The organism is Dyadobacter sp. BE31, assembly GCF_031457695.1.
Lineage (GTDB): Bacteria > Bacteroidota > Bacteroidia > Cytophagales > Spirosomataceae > Dyadobacter.
Map to the genome: position 1 here is coordinate 246,929 of NZ_JAVDXA010000005.1, position 19,701 is coordinate 266,629.

The 19,701-nt window shown below is 51.5% G+C and carries 18 protein-coding genes; all 18 read right to left on the reverse strand.

Features of this window, described 5'->3' with window-relative positions:
- Nucleotides 1-13: 13 nt before the first annotated feature.
- The gene (locus J2Y43_RS24315) at nucleotides 14-1,348 is read right to left on the reverse strand and encodes an OmpA family protein (protein WP_309988385.1); all 1,335 of its coding nucleotides are present in this window, start codon (nucleotides 1,346-1,348) and stop codon (nucleotides 14-16) included.
- Nucleotides 1,345-2,466 carry a hypothetical protein gene (locus J2Y43_RS24320; protein ID WP_309988382.1) on the reverse strand — a complete coding sequence of 374 codons (1,122 nt, stop codon included), beginning with the start codon at nucleotides 2,464-2,466 and terminating at the stop codon, nucleotides 1,345-1,347. The genes J2Y43_RS24315 and J2Y43_RS24320 overlap by 4 nt, the downstream gene beginning before the upstream one ends.
- 4 nt (nucleotides 2,467-2,470) lie before the next feature.
- The gene (locus J2Y43_RS24325) at nucleotides 2,471-3,301 is read right to left on the reverse strand and encodes a fibronectin type III domain-containing protein (RefSeq protein WP_309988379.1); all 831 of its coding nucleotides are present in this window, start codon (nucleotides 3,299-3,301) and stop codon (nucleotides 2,471-2,473) included.
- Between the two features lie 42 nt (nucleotides 3,302-3,343).
- A complete protein-coding gene (locus J2Y43_RS24330; protein ID WP_309988376.1) occupies nucleotides 3,344-4,492 on the reverse strand; it encodes a hypothetical protein in 1,149 nt (382 codons plus the stop codon).
- A gap of 42 nt (nucleotides 4,493-4,534) precedes the next feature.
- Nucleotides 4,535-5,374 (reverse strand): hypothetical protein, encoded by an 840-nt coding sequence (locus J2Y43_RS24335; RefSeq protein WP_309988373.1) that lies wholly within the window; start codon nucleotides 5,372-5,374, stop codon nucleotides 4,535-4,537.
- 43 nt (nucleotides 5,375-5,417) lie between these two features.
- On the reverse strand, nucleotides 5,418-5,885 hold the full coding sequence (locus tag J2Y43_RS24340; protein ID WP_309988370.1) for a hypothetical protein: 468 nt from the start codon (nucleotides 5,883-5,885) through the stop codon (nucleotides 5,418-5,420).
- Nucleotides 5,886-5,927: 42 nt separating this feature from the next.
- Complete coding sequence (locus J2Y43_RS24345; protein WP_309988368.1) at nucleotides 5,928-8,399, reverse strand: ATP-dependent Clp protease ATP-binding subunit; 2,472 nt, start codon at nucleotides 8,397-8,399, stop codon at nucleotides 5,928-5,930.
- Between the two features lie 32 nt (nucleotides 8,400-8,431).
- Nucleotides 8,432-9,376 (reverse strand): hypothetical protein, encoded by a 945-nt coding sequence (locus J2Y43_RS24350; protein ID WP_309988366.1) that lies wholly within the window; start codon nucleotides 9,374-9,376, stop codon nucleotides 8,432-8,434.
- Between the two features lie 170 nt (nucleotides 9,377-9,546).
- A complete protein-coding gene (locus tag J2Y43_RS24355) occupies nucleotides 9,547-10,710 on the reverse strand; it encodes a hypothetical protein (protein WP_309988363.1) in 1,164 nt (387 codons plus the stop codon).
- A gap of 21 nt (nucleotides 10,711-10,731) precedes the next feature.
- On the reverse strand, nucleotides 10,732-10,968 hold the full coding sequence (locus tag J2Y43_RS24360) for a response regulator transcription factor (protein ID WP_262903923.1): 237 nt from the start codon (nucleotides 10,966-10,968) through the stop codon (nucleotides 10,732-10,734).
- Between the two features lie 92 nt (nucleotides 10,969-11,060).
- The gene (locus J2Y43_RS24365) at nucleotides 11,061-11,711 is read right to left on the reverse strand and encodes a response regulator transcription factor (protein ID WP_309988360.1); all 651 of its coding nucleotides are present in this window, start codon (nucleotides 11,709-11,711) and stop codon (nucleotides 11,061-11,063) included.
- A gap of 236 nt (nucleotides 11,712-11,947) precedes the next feature.
- Nucleotides 11,948-13,066: a P1 family peptidase gene (locus J2Y43_RS24370; RefSeq protein ID WP_309988357.1), complete on the reverse strand. Its 1,119-nt coding sequence runs from the start codon at nucleotides 13,064-13,066 to the stop codon at nucleotides 11,948-11,950.
- A 90-nt stretch (nucleotides 13,067-13,156) separates the two neighbouring features.
- Nucleotides 13,157-14,080 (reverse strand): DUF4249 domain-containing protein, encoded by a 924-nt coding sequence (locus tag J2Y43_RS24375; RefSeq protein ID WP_309988354.1) that lies wholly within the window; start codon nucleotides 14,078-14,080, stop codon nucleotides 13,157-13,159.
- Between the two features lie 35 nt (nucleotides 14,081-14,115).
- A complete protein-coding gene (locus tag J2Y43_RS24380) occupies nucleotides 14,116-16,479 on the reverse strand; it encodes a TonB-dependent receptor (protein ID WP_309988351.1) in 2,364 nt (787 codons plus the stop codon).
- Nucleotides 16,480-16,758: 279 nt separating this feature from the next.
- Complete coding sequence (gene folK / locus J2Y43_RS24385) at nucleotides 16,759-17,250, reverse strand: 2-amino-4-hydroxy-6-hydroxymethyldihydropteridine diphosphokinase (protein WP_309988348.1); 492 nt, start codon at nucleotides 17,248-17,250, stop codon at nucleotides 16,759-16,761.
- Between the two features lie 91 nt (nucleotides 17,251-17,341).
- Nucleotides 17,342-17,581 (reverse strand): 50S ribosomal protein L28, encoded by a 240-nt coding sequence (gene rpmB / locus J2Y43_RS24390; RefSeq protein WP_090384950.1) that lies wholly within the window; start codon nucleotides 17,579-17,581, stop codon nucleotides 17,342-17,344.
- Between the two features lie 93 nt (nucleotides 17,582-17,674).
- Nucleotides 17,675-18,361, reverse strand: a complete 687-nt coding sequence (locus J2Y43_RS24395) for a response regulator transcription factor (protein ID WP_223400765.1) — start codon at nucleotides 18,359-18,361, stop codon at nucleotides 17,675-17,677.
- On the reverse strand, nucleotides 18,361-19,611 hold the full coding sequence (locus J2Y43_RS24400; RefSeq protein ID WP_223400764.1) for a sensor histidine kinase KdpD: 1,251 nt from the start codon (nucleotides 19,609-19,611) through the stop codon (nucleotides 18,361-18,363). The genes J2Y43_RS24395 and J2Y43_RS24400 overlap by 1 nt, the downstream gene beginning before the upstream one ends.
- Between the last annotated feature and the right edge of the window lie 90 nt (nucleotides 19,612-19,701).

Genomic DNA, 19,701 nt, shown 5'->3' on the forward strand with positions numbered 1-19,701 from the left:
CGTTTTCATATTTTTAGTTGCTTTTTGGATCTAAGTCAATGATCTGCACCTCTACACGGCGGTTCATGCGCCGGTTCTCCTCGCTGTCGTTGGGACGTGCCGGAAACTTGCTGCCGACGCCCACCGCGGCTATCACGCCCTCGGGCACACCTTTGCCGATGAGGTACCGCGAGATCACCCGCACGCGGTATTCCGAGAGCGTGATGTTCAGGCCGGGGTTGCCTACGTTGTCGGTATGGCCGGTAATGCGCAGGCCTTTGTTTTTGTTTTCAAGAATGTACACCGCTACCGAATCGAGGTAGGTCCGCGATTGCAGCGGCAGCTTGTAGTCGCTTTTCGGGAAATAAAGTGTCTTGTTCGAAGCGGTAATGCCTCTGGCAGCCGGCGTTTCTACCCGGGTAACTACCGACGGCCGACGCTCCGGCGCCGGGCGCTCCGGTGCCCGCTCGGCCACACGCAAAGTTTTCAAGGTAATGCCTTCCTTTACCGACGCCATAGCGGTAACCAGTTCCGGCTGGCTGGATGCGGGCGCAATGCCGAATTTATAGTCGCGGCCCGGCACGAGGTCGGCGAAATAGTGGCTGTCGTTCACCCGGTTCAGGGTAATGTCCGACTGGCCGTCACTCCATAACCGGCACAGCATTCCCTGCTGGGCTTGCAGGATGTTGACGGACAGGATGGTTCGCTGGCGGTTCAGTTTGATGATGTAAGTCCGGGGTTCCTGGTCGGTTTTGTCGAGAATGAGGTTGCCGTTGTAGGCCTGGTATCCGCCCGATTTGACTTCAATGGCTACAATGTCTTTCTCGGTAAATACGATTTCGGCCCTTGGGCGGTCGGTCGTCAGCGAGAAGCAATCCTTTTTTTGTTTTTGGGTATAATAAAGACAGATCTCGGCTGGCAGTCTCTGGTCGGACAATGCGTCCCGAACTTCGATCCGCCGCACAATGGAAACTGCTTTCAGCGAATCTTTCAATTCGAAATGCTTTTGCTCCGATTGTGCGTACGGCTCGTCGCTGGTTTGTTTGCCCAGAGGCATCATGGCTAATGTGATGAAAAACGTGCCTTCGGTTTTGCCGTCGATATTCACGGGGATATGTTGTGTCTGGAACTGCGGGCATTCGATGGTGAGCTCGATGATATGGCAGGGCATTTCCACATTGAATACGCCCAGGCTGTCGGACTTGCCGAGCCGCAGTTTGCCCTGCTCGGTTTTGGCGGACAGGCTTGCCAAGAGGGGCGTAGCGCCCGAAATATCGGTGATCTTGCCGGCCAGGTAACCGCATTGCGCATACAGCGAAGCGGTGGCGGCCTGAAACAAAAGCAGGATGATGTATAGCCCGGTTTTCATTGTCCCTCGTTGGTTTCGACCCCTATATTTCCCAATAAAACTTCCCAGTTCACCGTATCCTTACCGTCGATGGTTTTCTGATACGATTCGAGCTTCACACGGATATTTTTGCGGGTAATATCCCCGTAGGCGACCTTTCCATTCGCAGAATAACCCTCGAAGACCTGCTGCCCGGCGATCGTACCGTAGTAGTTGCCGTCAGCCTCCTGTTTCAGCTCACTCACATATTTAACCTCATTCCAGGTAATATTGATTTTGGCATAAGGCAGGAGTTTCAGGCGGTTGAGGTACTCTTTCACCGGATATTTCTTCACGCCTTTTGCCGAACTCACGGCTACGGTGGCCTGCGGTTCGAACAGGCTTAATGCTTGCTGTACCGCCTTATTCTTATCTTCCGATTTCATGCTTTTATCGCCGATGATGCGCAGGTAGGAGGTGAATTCATCCACCCGGCGGATACCTTTCGCGCTGTATTCCTTGTATTCGGCGTCGGTCAGCACCGGTTTTACCTGTTCTTTCGGTGAGGGCGGAACGTCTTTCTTAGCAACAGGTTGGTTTTGGGCTGGGTCCGGTTCTTTTCTGACAATTTCTCTTTCCTTTTTCTCAATTTCCTTATGTGCCAATGCAAGCAATGGTGCCACATCCACCACATCCCGCAGGATTTCGTGTCGGCCGTCGCGGTAAATCACCGTCGCCACTTCCTCTTTGTTGATCGACGCCGCGTTGCCTTCCATCGTGAGGTAGTTGATCACGTCGTCGCTTTCGTAGGAAATGTTGCCGGTGATCACGGTCAGCGGGACGCTTTTGATGATAATATCCTGGCTCACATTCCGAGGAGGAGCCTTGTAAAATGCTTCGATTTGCGTCTGGGCCTTGTTCGGGCTTTCGTTCAGCTCGGAAATCACCATAAATTGTCCTGCTGACCCGAATATGACCAGGAAGCGTTTCCGGTGGTAAACCCGCGGGATACCGTCCGAGGCGATCCATTCCAGTTTGCTGTCCATCGCACGGCTCAGTTTGGCTTGTACGGGATTGCCGTTATCGAGCCAGATCCGATCCTGGGCCAGCGCCTGAACGGCGAGGAGCATCATCAAAAATGTAAAGAGTTTCTTCATCATACCATTAGTTTTCATAAGTGATGAGGCTCATCGTGATGTCGTTGGCTGTCACGTCTTCGATCCGCCATTTCCCGAACCGGCCTTCCCCTGTTTTGAATGCGATCACGGTATTGTCCGTTAGGTTACTGAATACGTAGGTAATGCTCATGCTGCCGTAGTTCGTGATGCGTACAAGGTCGAGATAAGTGAGTTTGTCGTAGTCAGCGAGGTCCAGGTTTGCGAATTGCAGCTTGTTAGCGGTATTGATTTCGAGTACCGTGCCCCGGGCCGATATGACAAAGAAATCGATCGTAATGTCCTTTTTCGGGTCGTCCGCGGTGAGCAGCGGGGTGCCGGTGTCCAGGTCGTACCAAAGTGCTTTGGTTCTGGCAACCTTCACGGAGTTGCGTGTCACTACGGCGGGTGGTATAAGAGTTGTTTTGATGTCCAGCACCTCTCCGTAGGCGATTCCGCCGCCCTCATTTCGGGCATAGAGCGCGATGTAATAGCGCGTATCGGACATGAGCCCTGCTATCTTCTGGTTCTGGATTAAAACCGGGGTTTGCCCGGGTGTTTCGCCAAGTTTGATCACCTTGTCCTTCTGCACATCGAGGGTCGATGCAGTACCATATACCAGACCATATTCCTTAATGACACCGCTCTTTTTCTCCTGCCGGTCGTTCTTGCTGTCGGGATTGTCGATTGTCCCGCTGACTGTGATCTCGGTGCGTTTGATATCCACCACTTCCAGTTTCGATAACACAGGCGGAAGCGGATCGACCGGCGCAAAGAGGTTACACGACTGAAACACCACAGCCGATACGAAAGCCACCAATATGAACAGCCAACTTTTCATGCTTCCCTTTAAATAATTTACCTTACGGTTACGTATATACGCTTATGGTTGGTCGTAGGTTAGGATCGTCACTTCCATATCGCCGCCGCTTGCTGATCCGGGCCGGCGGTCTTCGCCGTGGGCATCGACACGCAGCTTCCCATACCTGCCCTGGTTGGTCAGAAATGCGATCACGGTGCCGTTCTGCAACTGGTTTGCCATTACATCCGTATAGCTGCCGTTGATGAAGCCGGTACTAAGATTGGCCCGGGTGAGATCGCTGTATTTCACCTGGTCGAAATTCACGGCCCCTAAAACCGCGAACTTAGCCCCGTTCCTCGGGTAAATGCCCGGCTTGTCGTTATAGGGGTACCAGTTTAAGTCTTCCGAGCCCACTTGCGACACCAACGCGCCCTGATCGAGGTCATAAGGGTTGGAATAGTACATGGTGAATGATTTTTTGGGTGTAAAAACAGCGGGTTCGCCGAGCGAGAAGCCGGTCGTCGCATCACTGTAAATGATGCCGCCCAAAGTGATCGCAAATGCGCGGGCGTAATAGGTGGTTCCGGCGGCTAATCCGCCTACATTGACGGTGAAACTACCCTTGGCTGCTTTGCCGTTGGCTGTCGCCCGGCTGTCCTTCGTGGTAGGCTCATTGTTGGTGGACGAATAACAGACGCCGAAGGACGAGATTTCAGCATTGCCCAGGGATAAGATATTGACCACAATATCAGCCGACACCTTGGAAGTGGTGGTTATCTTACCCAATGAAAGCTCGGCAAAAACATAATCGTCTGTTTTGAATGTCGCCACGGGCCCGTATCCCACGCCGCCGCCCTGGTTTCGGGCATAGGTGCGCACGTAATAGGTGGTAAGCACGGAGAGCCGGTTGATTTCCCGCACGAATTCAAATGGGGTCGGAGGATTGTCTTCTCCTACCTTGATCACCGTTCCGGCTTCGAGCGTAGGCTGATTCTGGGTACCCCAAACGAAGCCATATTCAAGGATCTTCCCGCTTTTCTTTTCCTGGCGGTCGTTTTTAGGATCGAGGTTATCGATTTTTCCCCTCACGGTTGCCCCCGATGTCCACACCTGCTCCACGCTCACCTCCGAGGCCGCGGGCGCCAGCGGGTCCACCGGTGCGAACATATTGCATGCTTCGGTGAAGAAGGCAATTCCTGTAATAATCAGTATGCTGGTTAACTTTTGCATGGCTTTAATCGCTGCGTTCAGCGGATTTGTTCATTCATATTTTCAGGAAGCTGCCGGTGCGGCTGGACGCCAGTCGTTATCCCAATATTCGATCAGCTGCGGGCTTGCAACCCTTCCGCGGAAGGAAACGGTGGTATCGTAATGCGTTTGCGGGATCAGGTGGTTGCGCAGGCGCGTGATCCATGGCTGCGCGTGACGCGGCGTGAGCAATCCGCCCATACCCATCTGGTTTTCGCGTTCGGACAATGTCACACCATAATTGGCATCGCTGTTACCTACCCCTTTCACGTGGTTTAGCCCGAGCGTGTGGCCAAATTCGTGGTTAACCGTCGTTTGCAAAAACGACACATTGTGGTTTTCCGAGCCAATGCGGGTAAGGCGGTCGTTCCAGTGAGGTTCCAGGTCGTTATGAGTGAATACGCCGGTTCGATTGAACTCTTCCACATAGGATCTGAATGTGCTTTCGCGCGGGTGAATGATCCGGTAGGTCTGGTGCGCCTGAGAGGAGCTGTCGACGAGCTGGATGGACAATCCGCATTGAATAGTGGCCGAGTTGCGCGGGGATGTGGTGCGGGGGACATGCCAATCCTTGTTCGGATCGAGGATGAATTTATCGCTCCAATGCCTTTGCACTACGTTGACGAACCGGTCCTTGTAATTTTCCCATTCGTGATCGTCCCATCGGTCGAGGTGAAAATGGCCGTAGGTGTCGTGCAGCATTCCGTTGCCGGTTGCGAAGGTTTCACCCATGAAAAAGCGGGTGTTTGGCTCAACACGCACCAGGCGCACTTTAAATTGCAGGATCATCCCGAACGTCGTATCGTCGATCGGAACAAGGCACGAATCCCACCGCCTCGCATTTCTGAATAGATGAATGTGCATAATGTTTCAGATTTTCGGATGGATAACTTCTCGGTGCGGAGGGTCAGGTGGTTGGCCGTGCCTGCGGTCGGTAGAACCACATTTGCCCGGAGACCGTCACGCTGCCGCCGCTCATCGCGCCGGTGCGGAGGTACAGGCGGTTTTGCTGTACGTTTTTGCTGCCATTGACATTGCATTCATAAACTTCTACGGCGCCGGACGTATCGACCGACATAACGATCGCCGTGTGGTGCGGGCGGGATTCCGTCCGCCAGGCGCCATCCGAACTATCGAACCGGAACGTGTAGTTACGAAACTGGATAATATCGCCCGCTTCGAGGTTGGCCGCGGTAATGGCGGTACCCCACACGTAGTTGTCGTTCGGACCTACGTTGCCCATGATTTCGGTGGAAGTTCTGGCGCCGGCACTTTGCAGCGCGCGTTCGGCCAGCGTCCAGCATTCTCCGTTTCCTACCTGGCTGGCCAGGTTAGTTTGCGCGAATTGCGCGACTGCATTTCCAAGTACACTCATTGTTCGATTCAGGAAGGTGTGGATAGTTTATCAAAATGGGTGCTATTCTAATATGCTTTCGGCCTGGTGGACATTCCAGATGACCTCTCCATGGTCGTCGGTGCTGAGGTCGATCACCGATCCTTTCCCGGCCTGGCCCGAGATAATCATCCGGCTTACCGGCCGCCTTAGCAGGTTCCGGATGACGCCTTTCAGCGGCCTCACGCCGTATCTTGGTGTAAAACCTTGCATTGCGATGCTTTTCCGTGCCTCGGCGGTAAGGTTGAGGCTGATACCCTGCTTATCGAGCAAGTCGGTAAGACTGCGCAAATGGATATCGAATATTTTAACCACATTATCCTCTGAAATCGGGGCAAAAGGGACGATTTCGGTTAACCGGGCCAGAAACTCGGGGCGGAAATATTTAGCCATGATCTCCATCAGATCGGACGACTGCGGAATACCTCCTTTCCCAAACTCCTGGATAATATGCTCCTGTCCGATGTTGGAAGTAAAGAGGATTACCGCGTTAGAAAAATCACCTTCCTTGCCGAGCCTGTCGTGTAACTTGCCCTCATCGAGGATTTGAAGGAAAAGGTCAAAAACAGAAGGGTGCGCTTTTTCTATTTCATCAAAAAGAACCACCGAATAGGGTTTCTGGCGGATTTTGTTCACCAGCAGCCCACCTTCCTCGTAACCCACGTACCCCGGAGGAGCGCCATAGAGCAATGCCGCCGAATGCTCTTCCTTGAATTCCGACATATCGAACCGGATCAGGAACGATTCATCGTTGAACAGGAAGTCTGCCAGTGCCTTCGCGATTTCGGTTTTTCCGGTCCCAGTTGGTCCCAGCAGAAAGAACGAACCAATAGGCTGCCCGGCCTTGATGAGGCCTGAGCGTGATTCCAGAATAGCTTCGCTCAATGCTTTCACGGCTTGATCCTGGCCTACCACCCTTTTCTTCAATACTTCGTCAATTCCCAGCAGCTTGTCACGTTCGGAGCTTTGGAGCTTGCCGAGCGGTATACCCGTTTTGTGAGAGATAATGGCGGCTACGTCATTTTTGCCGATCGAATCGGAGCGTCGTGTGGCCAGGTCACGCAGCGCTGAAAGTTTGGTACTTAATTGATTATGAATTCCTTCTGGTGTTTCAAGGTCGGGGTCATCATGGGCATTGAGCTGACCGGTGAGCAGGGGGCTGAGCCGGTTAGGCAGCTGCCGGGCAAACCATTTGAGTTCATGCAGCCTTTCCGCTTCATCCACGGCCATCAGCGTGTCGAGGTCGGTCTGTAAGGTATTTAGTTCATTTTCAGACACTTCGTCCATTAAGCGCATCGCGGCCATGGTGCGGTCGAGCAGGTCGAGGGCGACGTCGGGCAGGCGGCGGTCTTTGACATACCTTTTCGCCAGTTTCACAGCCTCGGCTGCGGTGCCTTCGGCCACTTTCAGGCCGTGGTGGGCTTCATACACCGGCAGCATGTGCTCGATCATGCGTGTGGCAGTGGCTTCGTCGGGCTCCTCCACATGCAGTATTTCGAACCGCCGGGAAAATGCTTCGTCTTTTTCAATGTATTTCCGGTATTCCTCCGGCGTAGTCGCACCGATCAATGTAAGCTCGCCACGGGCCAGTTCGGGTTTAAGCAGTTGGGCAACTCCCGCACCGATCGACCCTTTGGGGTCGAGTAGCATGTGAATTTCGTCGATGAACAGAATCGCTTTGTCAAATCCTTTCAATTCATTTAAAATACCCTTCAATCGCTCTTCGATTTCGCCTTTGTAGGATGCACCGGCTACCAGCGTACCGGTGTCAAGTTCCAGTAAGCGGGCGTTTTGCAGCAGCTGAGGGACTTTTTTTTCCGCTATGAGTTTGGAAAAGCCTTCCACCAGCGCCGATTTGCCAACACCCGGTTCGCCGGTCAATATCACATTAGGCTTGCTTCTGCGGCCTAGTATTTCGGCCATTTGCCGGATTTCCCGGTCGCGACCGATAATGTCGTCGGTTTTGCCTTCGGCGGCACGCTGTGTTTTGTCAGACGTGTATTTATCCAGATAACCGGTGCCTTTTGCTGCTGCCGGCGCAGCGGGTTTTGCAGCTTGATTTTTGCTATTGCCTGCAACAGGAGGCGCATTATGAAGTGCCAGTACTTCTTTTTGAGTAATAGGAAGGGATTTCAACTGATCGGAAGAAAACCCCACCCCGGGTTTGAGTAAAGCGGCTAATGCACAAAGCGGATCGGTATCGATATTGAACTGTAATGCAATGAGTTCTGCAAGTTCCAGCGCGGAGGTGGCCTGGTTATCGGGCTGCGGAAGCTCCGGCACCCGCACCGATTTTGCGCTTTCTTCCAGTCGTACCTCGGCCCAGTCGCGCAGGTATGCAAGGTCTTTGCCAGCCATTACGAGTTCGGAAGCCAGGCCGACGTCGTTATGCAGCAGGCCCATGAGCAAATGCGCGGGACCAAACCGCTCCTGCCGGTATTCTCGCGCAAGCGACTGTGCGATCGTGATCGCGTATCTGAGTGCTTCGGTTTGCATGGATCAATAGGATAGATTTGGAACGCTGTTTCTCAGGGCTGATTTTTTTGCAATGCCAATAACCGTTCAGAGGCCTTGGCTTTCATGTCTTTGTTGGCTGTCGAAACCTGTAAACCGTCGAATATCTGTTTCGCCTGGTCGTAATACACTTTCCGGTCGTTTTTGCGCAGGTTACCTTGCGTGAGCAACTGGTAATACCCTTCGGCTTCAGAATACCGCAGCCATTCGCGGTAAGTGACGGCCGTACCATTTTTGGCTGCGAGACATTCATCGAGCTGCCGTTGAATGGCGGCGATGTCCCCGCCGCTCGATTTGGAACTCCTGCAATTATCGAGGTCGCGTTGAAGCGCAGCCAGTTTGGCTTGCAGCTCCTTGTCTGGGCCTCCACCGCCACCTCCTCCGCCTCCGCCACCACCGCCTGCTGCGGCAGTAAGCAACTGGCGTTCCATTCCTTTGATTTCCAGATCCTTCATATTGATCTGGTTGCGGAGGTCATTCACCATTTGCATATCAATGCCTTTGCTGTCCAGTGTGCGCCTAAGCTCGCCGATGGTCTGGCGGTAGGTAACCAATGCTTCGGTCAGTTTGGCAATACCGGTCGATAACCGCTTGTTCTGCTCATGCGCGGCGGCGGCGGCCAGATTGTTAAAATGGCTCATAATGCCGTTAACGCGACTCTCAATGTCAACCAACTGCGTTCTCGCCGTGGCTTTGGCCATTTCATCGGTGGCGCTGCTGTAAACGCCGTCGAGCTGGATGAGCCTGCGCGATATCTGGCTGAGCGTGTCGGTATCGACCAGCATCGGGTCCTGCTCTTCGACGATCTCGCGATACTTGCGGGTCTCCGAAGCGGACACAGAGTCGGGTACCCGCATGAGCAGGTACACAGCCGCGAGCGGGAACGTGAGCGACAGTACATACATGCCTACAAACCGCCCTATCGCTGTTTTTCGCTGGATTTTGTTAGTTGGTTCCATAGTTGCTACATATGCGTGCCGTTATGTGGTAGGGTAACGTGTCGTCTGGAGGCCTAGGGTTGAAACCCTGGGTTAGGGTATCTCAGGTAGCGCCAGAGGCGCGGTACATTTTATATCCAGGGATTTAAATCCCTGGGAACGGGACTGTGCGGGACCGACGGGCAGATGAGCTAAAGAGGGCTCCACCGGGATTTTGCTTTCTCCGGTTGCACGGGCGGCTCGTGTACAGGACTTTCGATGATAAACACCTGCTGTCCTTTGCGTTTTCCGATAAACTCGAGTTGGCTCAGTTTCAGGAACAGGGCGGTCCACATGGCGTAAAAATTATCGATGACCCGCAGACCCGGTAACATGTCGTTTTGATTAAACGGCGCTTGTATCACGGCTAACAGCTGCTTTTCAATGCTTCCGGGCGAGTCATCGGCCCATTCGCCGAGGTAACCCAGCAGTTCTTCTTTCTCTCTGTCTGTGAGGCATTCCATCGCTACACGGATAGCCTGAGCCGTCTGGATCATCGATGTTACCATTTGTACCGGCGGTTCGAAGGGAATTATTCGCTGGAAACTGATATTCAACATCGTCATCGTGCTGATAAGCCCTTCCACCATCATTTGTACACTATCCGCGAGCGTACTTTTCTGGCTTTTGGTTTTGATCTTCTGCAAAATCCTGAACGAGTACATTTCGATGTCATTCAAATAACCCGTCCACCGACTATGCCATTCGCGGAGGTTTTTGTGGCTGCGCACTGTCCGGCTTGCGGGAACGAAATCGTGCAAAACGCGCAATTCGGAGTTGCTGTATGCCAGCTTGCCGATAATCAGCCCAGGACCGCCCCATTGTTCGATATTGATAAGCTCCGAAGGCACCAGGCTCACGCGTGAAAGCGCGAGTGTGTAAGGGTGCCGCACCGGAATTTCGGACTCCGAAGGCGTTCCGGCAGGTTGTCTTTCGAACATGCCCACGCTGAGTACCATGTATATTTCCACATTCTGCGTCATCGGAAGCCGGTATTGTTCCAGGATTCCGGCCAGCGACGTGTCGAGTTTCAGTTCGTCCGTTTCTTCGACGTCGAGCAGGCTGCCGTCGGGTGCTATCGCCTGGCAGCGGTTCACTTTCACCCTGATCTGATTGCCCGCGTCGCCCAGTACCTGTACTTCCAGCGGGTCGTTCCCGTCTTTGGGAAGGAGCAGGCCAAAGTTCAGCGGAGTGAGTAATGCGGCTCCGGCGCGTCGAACCTGATCGGTGTGGTAATGATCTGTTTCGATAAAATGTTGCCGCGAGATTTTCATCCCGTCGACCCAGTTGACGGCCATGCGACGGATATCTGCCATACCAATTTGCAATTACGAGTACTACATTTTCATGGCTGCTTTTACCAGCCCTATCACCGAACGTACACCGAATTTTCTGAACAGACTTCGCCGGTAGGCTTCTACGGTGGAAATGCTCACTTGCAGCCTTTCGGCGATCTCCTTGGAACTCATTTCGTCCATGATCAGATCCAGGATTTCCTTTTCGCGCTTTGTCAGTTCCATAATTAAAACACTTAGACAAAGTTGTTGCGGCGCAAGCGCTATTTCAATCGGCAGATACCCTGAATTTTCCGGATTTTTACCCTGATTTTACTAATGGTTTTGACTATTGTTTTTAAGGGTTTCCCACTATGAAAACCGGTGAAAAACTACACTACGCCCATGCGGACGGCTATTTTGGTGAGGCCAACCGAGTTTCTGACACCCAGTTTCTGAAAGAGGTTACGGCGGTGGGTTTCGACGGTTTTGTCGCTGATGCACAGTTCGCTGGCGATCTTGTTGGTAGAGTATTCGCTGGCAACGAGCCGGAGGATTTCAACTTCTCTCTTGCTTAAAAAATCACGTGTGGAAGGGGCGGGGTCCTGGATATATTTGTCCATGGAAGTCTCAGCGAGTTTGAGCATTACTTCTTGCCCATAGTACACTTTTCCTTCCGAAACGGCCCGTATGGCGCGTTCCCATTCATCGAGTTCGGCTTCAAAAACAATATAACCGCTTACGCCCGACCGCACTACTTCACGGACCGATTCGGCCGATGGGCTGGGGGCAAGCAGGAGGAATTTCAGTTTGGGGTAGAGTTTTCTGATCTTTAAAATCTGGTCTGCCGTCTTCTCGGCGTGATGAGCGAATACAACTACGATATCAATTTCTTTCAGGTAGGGTAACTGGGTGATTTGTTCAAGATTATTACACTTACCAACCAGCTCGATGTAAGACCTCCTCCTCAGCCATTCTGCAACCGCCTCGCACTCTAAGGGGTGCGGATGGACGAGGCACGCGTGTGTAATAGAATGTTCCATACTTTTCGGGGTTGAGTACTAGAATTTACACATCAAAATTAATTCTAAGCGACAGGTCTGGTCAATACGGGAAAGTACAGGAAAAGCCAGGTAAGATTACCCGGTTTCGTAAAGGGTTGAAAATTAGCGCTTTTCAGCTAAAATCCTAACTAATTGTTTGCATTACCCAAAATATAAGTGATTCCCTTAGGGGTATTCACTGACTGTTTACCATATACGTCGAACTATTTCTCAGGCTATTCCTTAATCCGACCGTATTTGCGCATGATTTCCAGTACTTTGTCCTTCGGGAGTTCTTCTACTTTGTGCCCCTGAGTACCTTCGGAAGTCCTGGCCATAAAAAGCGAATTGATAATAGCTTCCTCAGTTGCTTCCATGGCCGCCATAAAAAGCGGTGAAACGTAATCGTTGTGCAAGAATGCCGAGCTGAAAACTGCTTCGGACGTTTCGTGCAGGACTTTGTTGGCTGTCGAGAATGCGATCACATAGTCGCCGCTGCCGTTCGCGGCAATGCCGCCCGTTTGTGCCATGCCGAGCATAACGCGTTTTGCAAGCCGTTTCAGGTTGCGGGCGTCCAGCGGCGCGTCGGTAGCGATTACCATCATACAGGAGCCATCGGACGACTTGTCGAGGGCTTCTTTGAAGGCATATTTACCCAGTTCCTGGCCTACGGGCACACCGTTTACCTTCAAAACACCTCCAAAATTGGTCTGTACCAACACACCTATTGTGTAGTTGCCGAGCTTTTCGGGTAGTTTCCGCGAAGCTGTACCGATGCCGCCTTTCCAGCCAAAACAAACCGTACCTGTTCCCGCGCCCACATTACCTTCGGCTACTGGGCCTGTTTCGGCCTGGGCCAATGCATTTAGAACATGGTCTTTCCGCACATGGCGTCCGCGGATGTCGTTCAGGAAGCCGTCATTGGTTTCTCCTATAACCGGGTTCACCGATCTTACATTCTCGTTGCCTTTCTGGCCGAGCGTCCAGTCGATCACCGCGTCGGCGGCGGTGGGGACGCTTAATGTGTTGGTTAAAACAATGGGAGATTCGATGGTACCAAGCTCTTCGACTTGCGAATAGCCCGTCATTTTGCCAAAACCATTGCCAATATACATTGCCGCCTGCACCTTCTGCTGGAACATGTTGCCGTCGTGCGGGAGAATGGCCGTCACACCCGTACGTACATCCGCGCCTTCCGTGAGCGTCACCTGGCCTACCTTCACGCCCGTTACATCGGTGATCGCATTCAATGCGCCTGTGGGCAGCACACCGATTTTGATACCCAGGTCGCGGGGGCGTTTCTGGGCGGCAAGCGTGATCGGGAGTATGAGCAGGAGTGAGAAGAGGCGCTTCATAGGTTAGTTTGATTCAGGATGAAATATAATAAAAAATCCACTGGGAACCGGGGCTCTCCAGTGGATACATCTGCTGTTGAAGTGTAATTTTTAATCGTTGTCGGGCCGGGCTTTTTCCGGGTCAATCACAGTTTCCATGCGACTCACAGCCGATGCGCTGAAAAATCCGAGCGCCTTAGGGCCCTTGGGATCGGCATTGATGATATTCGACCGGACGTTGGCAATCGGGGTGGCGAACAACCCGCCATTCGTACCTTGCTCGTTCACCTGTTTGAGAAACTCGAATGCCTCGTAGGTAATGCTGTGTAGCTCGACACCTATTTGCGCTCCTGCTGAATACAAGGAGTCGGTGGTGATCGATTCGCGTAACGGAAGGATGAATATCAGCCCGTCGGATGGCGCGCCGGCACCGAATGCGGCGTCGTAGGCAATGGAAATATTGGCTGCCTTATCTACCACCGCTTTTCCGCGGATTACCGGTTTGATCCAGTAAGTATCGCCTACGCCTTCCAGATCTCGGGCATAGAATGACGCCACAAAACCTTCGCGGGGCCCTTTATCGGGCTCGAATGGCCATTTTTCGTGGCGATATACCACCGAATCCACGGTTGGTACGCGTTTCAGTTCGGACTGGGCGGTGAAGGTGTCGGTGCCGTTCACGACTTTGAGGGAGTAGGTGCGGCCTACGTGCCCGAGCGTGTCGGCGGTGGTTTTGCCCCAGGTATACTTGCCGTCGCCGTCGGTGTCTTCGAATTTGTAAACCTTGCCTTTGTCGTCGGTAACGGTTACTTGTGCGCCCAGCACGGGTTTGGGGGTATTGTTGTCGAAATAGGCTTGCGACCACGACAATTTGATGGCCTGTTCACCGGGTTGGTTGGTAAGCCAGGCATCTACCACGAGCTGGGAAGGGCCGTTCGCCGTATCGAGGTCGATCACATCCTCGCAGCTTGTGAGGGACATCAATGCAAGCGCGAACAATGCAGGGTATTTGATATATTTTAATGTTTTCATCATTGCAGTTTTTCTGGCGTGATTTCAGTTTGCAGGTGTCAGAATTTGAAGTTGTAGGTCACGGAAGGAATGAAGTTTCCGATCACTGAATAACGTACGGCCTCTGTTTTAAGCGGGTTATCCTCGTTGACCCTCGTGTAGACCGAGAACGGGTTGCGACGGTTGTATACATTATATACTGAGAATACCCATTCGCCTTCTCCGACTTTGAAAAGTTTCTTTTTCGCTTTCAATGTCGCGGCCAAATCCAGGCGGTGGTAAGCCGGAATGCGGCTGTTGTTGCGCAAGCCATTGTAATTGTTGCCAATCTCAAAGCCCCCGGTGCTGTAACGGTTGGTCGGGAATGTTGCCGGGGTTCCGCTTTGAATAGTGAAGTTGGACGAAAGTGACAGGCGCTTGTTCAGTTCGTAGATAGCTACCGCGGTAATATTATGCGGTTTGTCGAAACGGGCAGGGAACCAATCATCATTGTTAATGGATTCTACCAAACGCTCTGTTCTCGAAAGCGTATAGCTTACCCAGCCGGTCAGTCTGCCTTTATTTTTCTTTACATAAAACTCCGCCCCGTAAGCGCGTCCTTTGCCGAACAGCAGGTCGCCGGTGAAATATTCGTTCAGCAGCAGGTCGGAAGCCGGCACATAGTCGATCTGGTTGTATAGTTTTTTGTAATACACTTCCACAGAAGCCTCGTAGGTATTATCCTTGAAATTCTGGAACCAGCCTAATGCAACCTGATCGGCCTTTTCGGGCTTGATATTGATGCCGCTCAAAGTCCAGACATCGAGTGGTGAGCTGGCTGCAGTGTTGGAAAGCAAGTGCAAATATTGCGATGTTCGGTTATAGCTGGCCTTAATGGACGCATTGCTGGTAATACCGATGTTCAATGCCGCACGCGGTTCCAGGTTGCCGTAGCTCTTGATCACATCCCCTCTTTTGTATTCCGTCCCCGGGAAAATCGGATCTCTGCGGACGCCCTTGCCTTTGTCGGCGTACTCGTATTCTGTGGCTGGCCCGAGGCTGCGGAAGTAGGAGTAGCGCGCGCCATACTGCAATGAAATGCGGTCGCCGAATTTCAATTCATTACCTATATATAATGCAGACTCGTCGGCATAGCGTGGTTCAAGGCTGATGTCTTGCATATCGCCTTCCGAAACGAACGTCGCTTTTCCGGGGCGTGTATCGTAATAAATGTACTGGCCACCGAACGTCAACTGGTTGTTAGGAGTGATGTAAAATGTAAAATCAGGCTTGATACTGGTGCTGATGATCTTCGATTTCCAGTCAAACTTGTCTTTTGCGTCGGGTTTGTTCTGGTTCTGGCCCAGGTTATAGTCGTAGTTGCTGTAATAACCGGTCAGGTTCATGAAGAGCTTATTGGAAAAAATGTGGTTCCAGCGGGCTGTGGCCGTTTTGTTGCCCCATCCGAAGCCGAAATCACCGCCGCCGAACACATCTTTTCCAAAATATCCTGATGCGTAGAAGGTATCCTTATTACCCAATTGGTAATTCACTTTCGCCGTCAGATCATAGAAATAGAATTTCGAATCCTTCAAATCCGAGTTCAGGAAAGGTTTTGCCAGAATATCAATGTACGAACGACGTCCTGCGACAATGAACGATCCTTTTCCTTTTGCAAAAGGCTGCTCATAAGTCAGGCGGGAGAATATCGAACCGATACCGCCGTTGATTTCGCGTTTCTTGGCATTACCTTCTTTCATCCGCACATCGAGAATAGAAGAAATACGGCCGCCATATTGTGACGGAATACCGCCCTTGATGAGCTTCACATCCTTCACCGCATCCGGGTTGAATACCGAGAAAAAGCCGAATAAGTGAGAAGAGTTATAAACCGGTGCTTCATCGAGCAATACCAGGTTTTGGGAAACATCCCCACCGCGTACGTTAAAACCTGAGGCCCCTTCGCCGACGGTCGTCACGCCGGGAAGCAGCTGAATGCTGCGGATGAGATCGACCTCGCCGAGCAATGCGGGCATTTTGCGGATGGTTTTCATTTCCACCTTGTTCACCGACATTTCAATGCTGCGCACGTTCTCGTCCTCTTTTTGTGTCGAAATCGTCACTTCCGCGAGTTGGTTGCTTTCGTCGGCCATTTCAATGCTTACAGTCTTGTCACCATCGAGTACCACTTCGCGGGTCACTTTCTGGTAGCCGATATAGGTAAATACGAGCGTGTACTTGCCGTCGGGGAGTGTCAGTGAATAAAAACCGTAAGGGTTGGTAACAACGCCGGTTTCGGCTTCACGTACGTAAACGGATACGCCAATGAGTCCCTCGCCATTCGAGTTATCTTTGACGTAACCGCTCACGGAATGCCGGTTCTGGGCGAGGGCCGGCAGGCTGATCAAGGCTAATAGAAGGCATTTGAGTATTCTGTTTTTCATGGACTGGATTTGTTTACTATCAAATTGGTTTATGTTGCTGTCGACGAAGGCGGTCATTATTACAGACGATCAAATTGAATTTTTCCTTTTCTCCTTGACAACTCAGTGTGGATATACCCCCTTCCAATGACTAAAAAATATTTCGACATTTTTTGGGAGGTCCGACAAAGCACGTGTTAATCAGCCTAAAAAGACAGTAAAAAATGATGAACTGGTAAAAAACCTGAATAAATGGCTTTACGCCGGAAATGAAACAGAGAAAATGCCTATGGTACTATTTCAAGGTGTTTTTGACACGGCGGATGTGTCGGGGCATTGTTCCAGCAGTTGGGAGGAGGTTTTTTGAAAAAGGGGATGAATAAAATCGGGTGCGATCTCAGCCAGCGGCGCCAATACAAAACGGCGGTCCTGAATGCGTGGGTGCGGTAAGGTAAGCCGGGCGGAATCCATGACGGTTTGCCCGAAATACAAAATGTCGATGTCGATCACACGTGCGCCCCAGCGCTCGTAACGTACGCGCCCGAGGTCGTGCTCGATGTTGAGAATGATCCTGAGCAAATCCTCAGGGAGGAGGGAGGTGGTGATTTCGAGTACCTGGTTCAGGAATGCCGGTTGATCGGTAATGCCCCAGGGAGCGGTTTCGTAGATCGCGGATTGGTTAGTAATGCTTCCGGCCTGTTCGGCAATGGCTTCACGCGCGGCTGCGAGCACCTGCGGGCGATCGCCGAGGTTGGAGCCTAACAACAGAAAGACCTGGCCGGTAGTTGCCATCACGGAATTTGTCTGGAATAATCAATCCACGAAAAAAAGGACTTCCCGATCGGAGGAAAGTCCTTTTCCAAATAAATTCGTAAAATTCCTTTTAGAACGTAAGCGTTCCTTTGTCGTATGCTTTTTGTATAGTTGCTTCGATACCGTTTTTGTTGATGGTACGAAGAGCAGAAGCTGCTACTTTCAACGTAACCCATTCTCCTGATGAAGGAAGGAAGAAACGTTTCTTTTGCAAATTCGGGAAGAATTTACGTTTTGTTTTATTGTTAGCGTGGGAAACGTTATTTCCGACGCGAGTTCTTTTACCTGTTATTTGACAAACCTTAGCCATGACTTACAATTTTTCCAAATGAGGGTGCAAAGATGCGTAATTAATTTTTGTTGAGCAAGTAACGGCAAAACAAATTTTCAAAAAAACTCCATTTTACCATCTCATCCTGAAACCCACACCGTGCACATTATCAATGCGGATATCCGGATCGCCCGAAAGATATTTGCGTAATCTCGAAATGAAAACATCGAGGCTGCGGCCCATAAAATAGTCGTCGTCGCCCCAGATAGCCTTCAAAAGCTCGTCGCGGCGGATTACCTGATCGGTGCGTTCGGCCATGAATTTCAACACTTCGGCCTCGCGGAATGTGAGGCTTTGCGATTTGCCGTCGAGTGTCAGTGTCAGTTTTTGAAAATCGAATACATATTTCCCGATCTGCTTGCTGCCAGGTTTTACGACCAATATGGAGTCGGCTTTGCTACGACGAAGGAAGACATCGATCCGGAGTTTCAGCTCCTCAATGCTGAATGGCTTGGTAACGTAATCGTCGGCGCCGAGTTTGAGGCCTTTGATCTTGTCCTCTTGCATCGAGCGAGCGGAAAGAAAGAGAATCGGCACCTGGCTGTCGGAAGCGCGGATCTTCTCAGCTAATGTAAAGCCGTCCATTTTGGGCAGCATGATGTCGAGCACACAAATGTCGAAATGTTCTTTTCCGAAAAATTCCAGCGCTTCGGCGCCGTCCGTCGCGTGCACGACTTCGTAATCGTATTGTTCGAGGTTATCCTTGGTGGCAAATGCCAGATTGGGGTCGTCTTCAACGTACAGGATTCTCTTTTTCATCAAGCGTGTTTCTGCGGAATAGTGATTTTAAATGTACTGCCTTTGCCCAGGGCGCTTTCCAATCCGAGGTGCCAGCGGTGCGCACGGACGATCTGTTTGACATAACTCAAACCGATCCCGAAGCCTTTCACATTATGCACATCGCCGTAAGGGATGCGGAAAAACTGGTTGAAAACCTTCTTCTGGTATTCGGGCGCGATGCCAATACCCTGGTCGCGGACAGCTATAACGAGGTTATTGCCTTTATTGTATGTCTCCACCACCACATCCGGCACATCGTCGGAATACTTCAATGCATTATCGACAAGGTTGCTGATCAGGCAGCGGAGGTGGAACGGGTCGGCGTCGATCATGCTGTTGGTCGCATTGGCCTGGAAGCGTACTTTTTCTTCATAAGGCAGCAGAATCGATTCGATCATCTGCCGGGCGTCGAGCCGTTCCTTTTGCAAATGCAATGCATCGCGTTCGGCTTTGGCCATGGAGAGTACCATTTCCACCTGGCCTTGCAAGCGAAGGATTTCGTCCTGTACGATCTGTACATAGCGCTTATGCCGCACAGGCTGGGACACGATATTGTCGGAATTGAGCACGTCGGCGGCGATGCGGATGGTCGAAATGGGCGTTTGCAGCTCGTGCGTCATGTTATTGACAAAATCACGCTGTACTTCCGAAAGCTGTTTTTGCCTTAGAATCACAAACAATGCATACGCAAAGAACGACACCGCCACCATAACCAGCGCCGACGACCAGATGGCCCCATTAATACTGCCCGCGAAATAGGTTTCCTGCTCGGGGAAGCGCACGCCAAAGTAATAGGGATACTTGTCGGTTTTAACCCAATTGGTCGTTTTAGCGGGAATTTTATCGTTATTCTTCGTACTCAACGACATTGCGTAACGAATGCGGTTGGTAGTACAATCGTAAATCCCGATCTCGAAATTGGTGATCAGGTTATGTTTTTGAAAACTGTCCTTGATAAAATGTTCCAGCATTTCGGGCTGGGTGGTGGCATTGGTATTCACGAGAAAATATTCCGGTGAAAGCTGCTCTACGGGATTGGTCGTTTGCATTACCCCGCACACGTGGGCGAGTTTTCCGGCCACGTCCTGCAATGCTATGTGGGCATTCTGGTTGAACTGCCGGTGCCGGAGGTCGAGCGCCTGTTTTACCCAGTAAATCTGCGTGATAACAACGCCGATAATGAGCAATGCAGAAAAAACCGTGAGGGATTGAATGGTACGTCTTGACATAACTAACTCGAAATGACCAATAAATATACGGCCATTCGTTCAATTAAACAGCCGTGCCAGCCGTAACATGACCGGCGCTGCGCTGTTTAA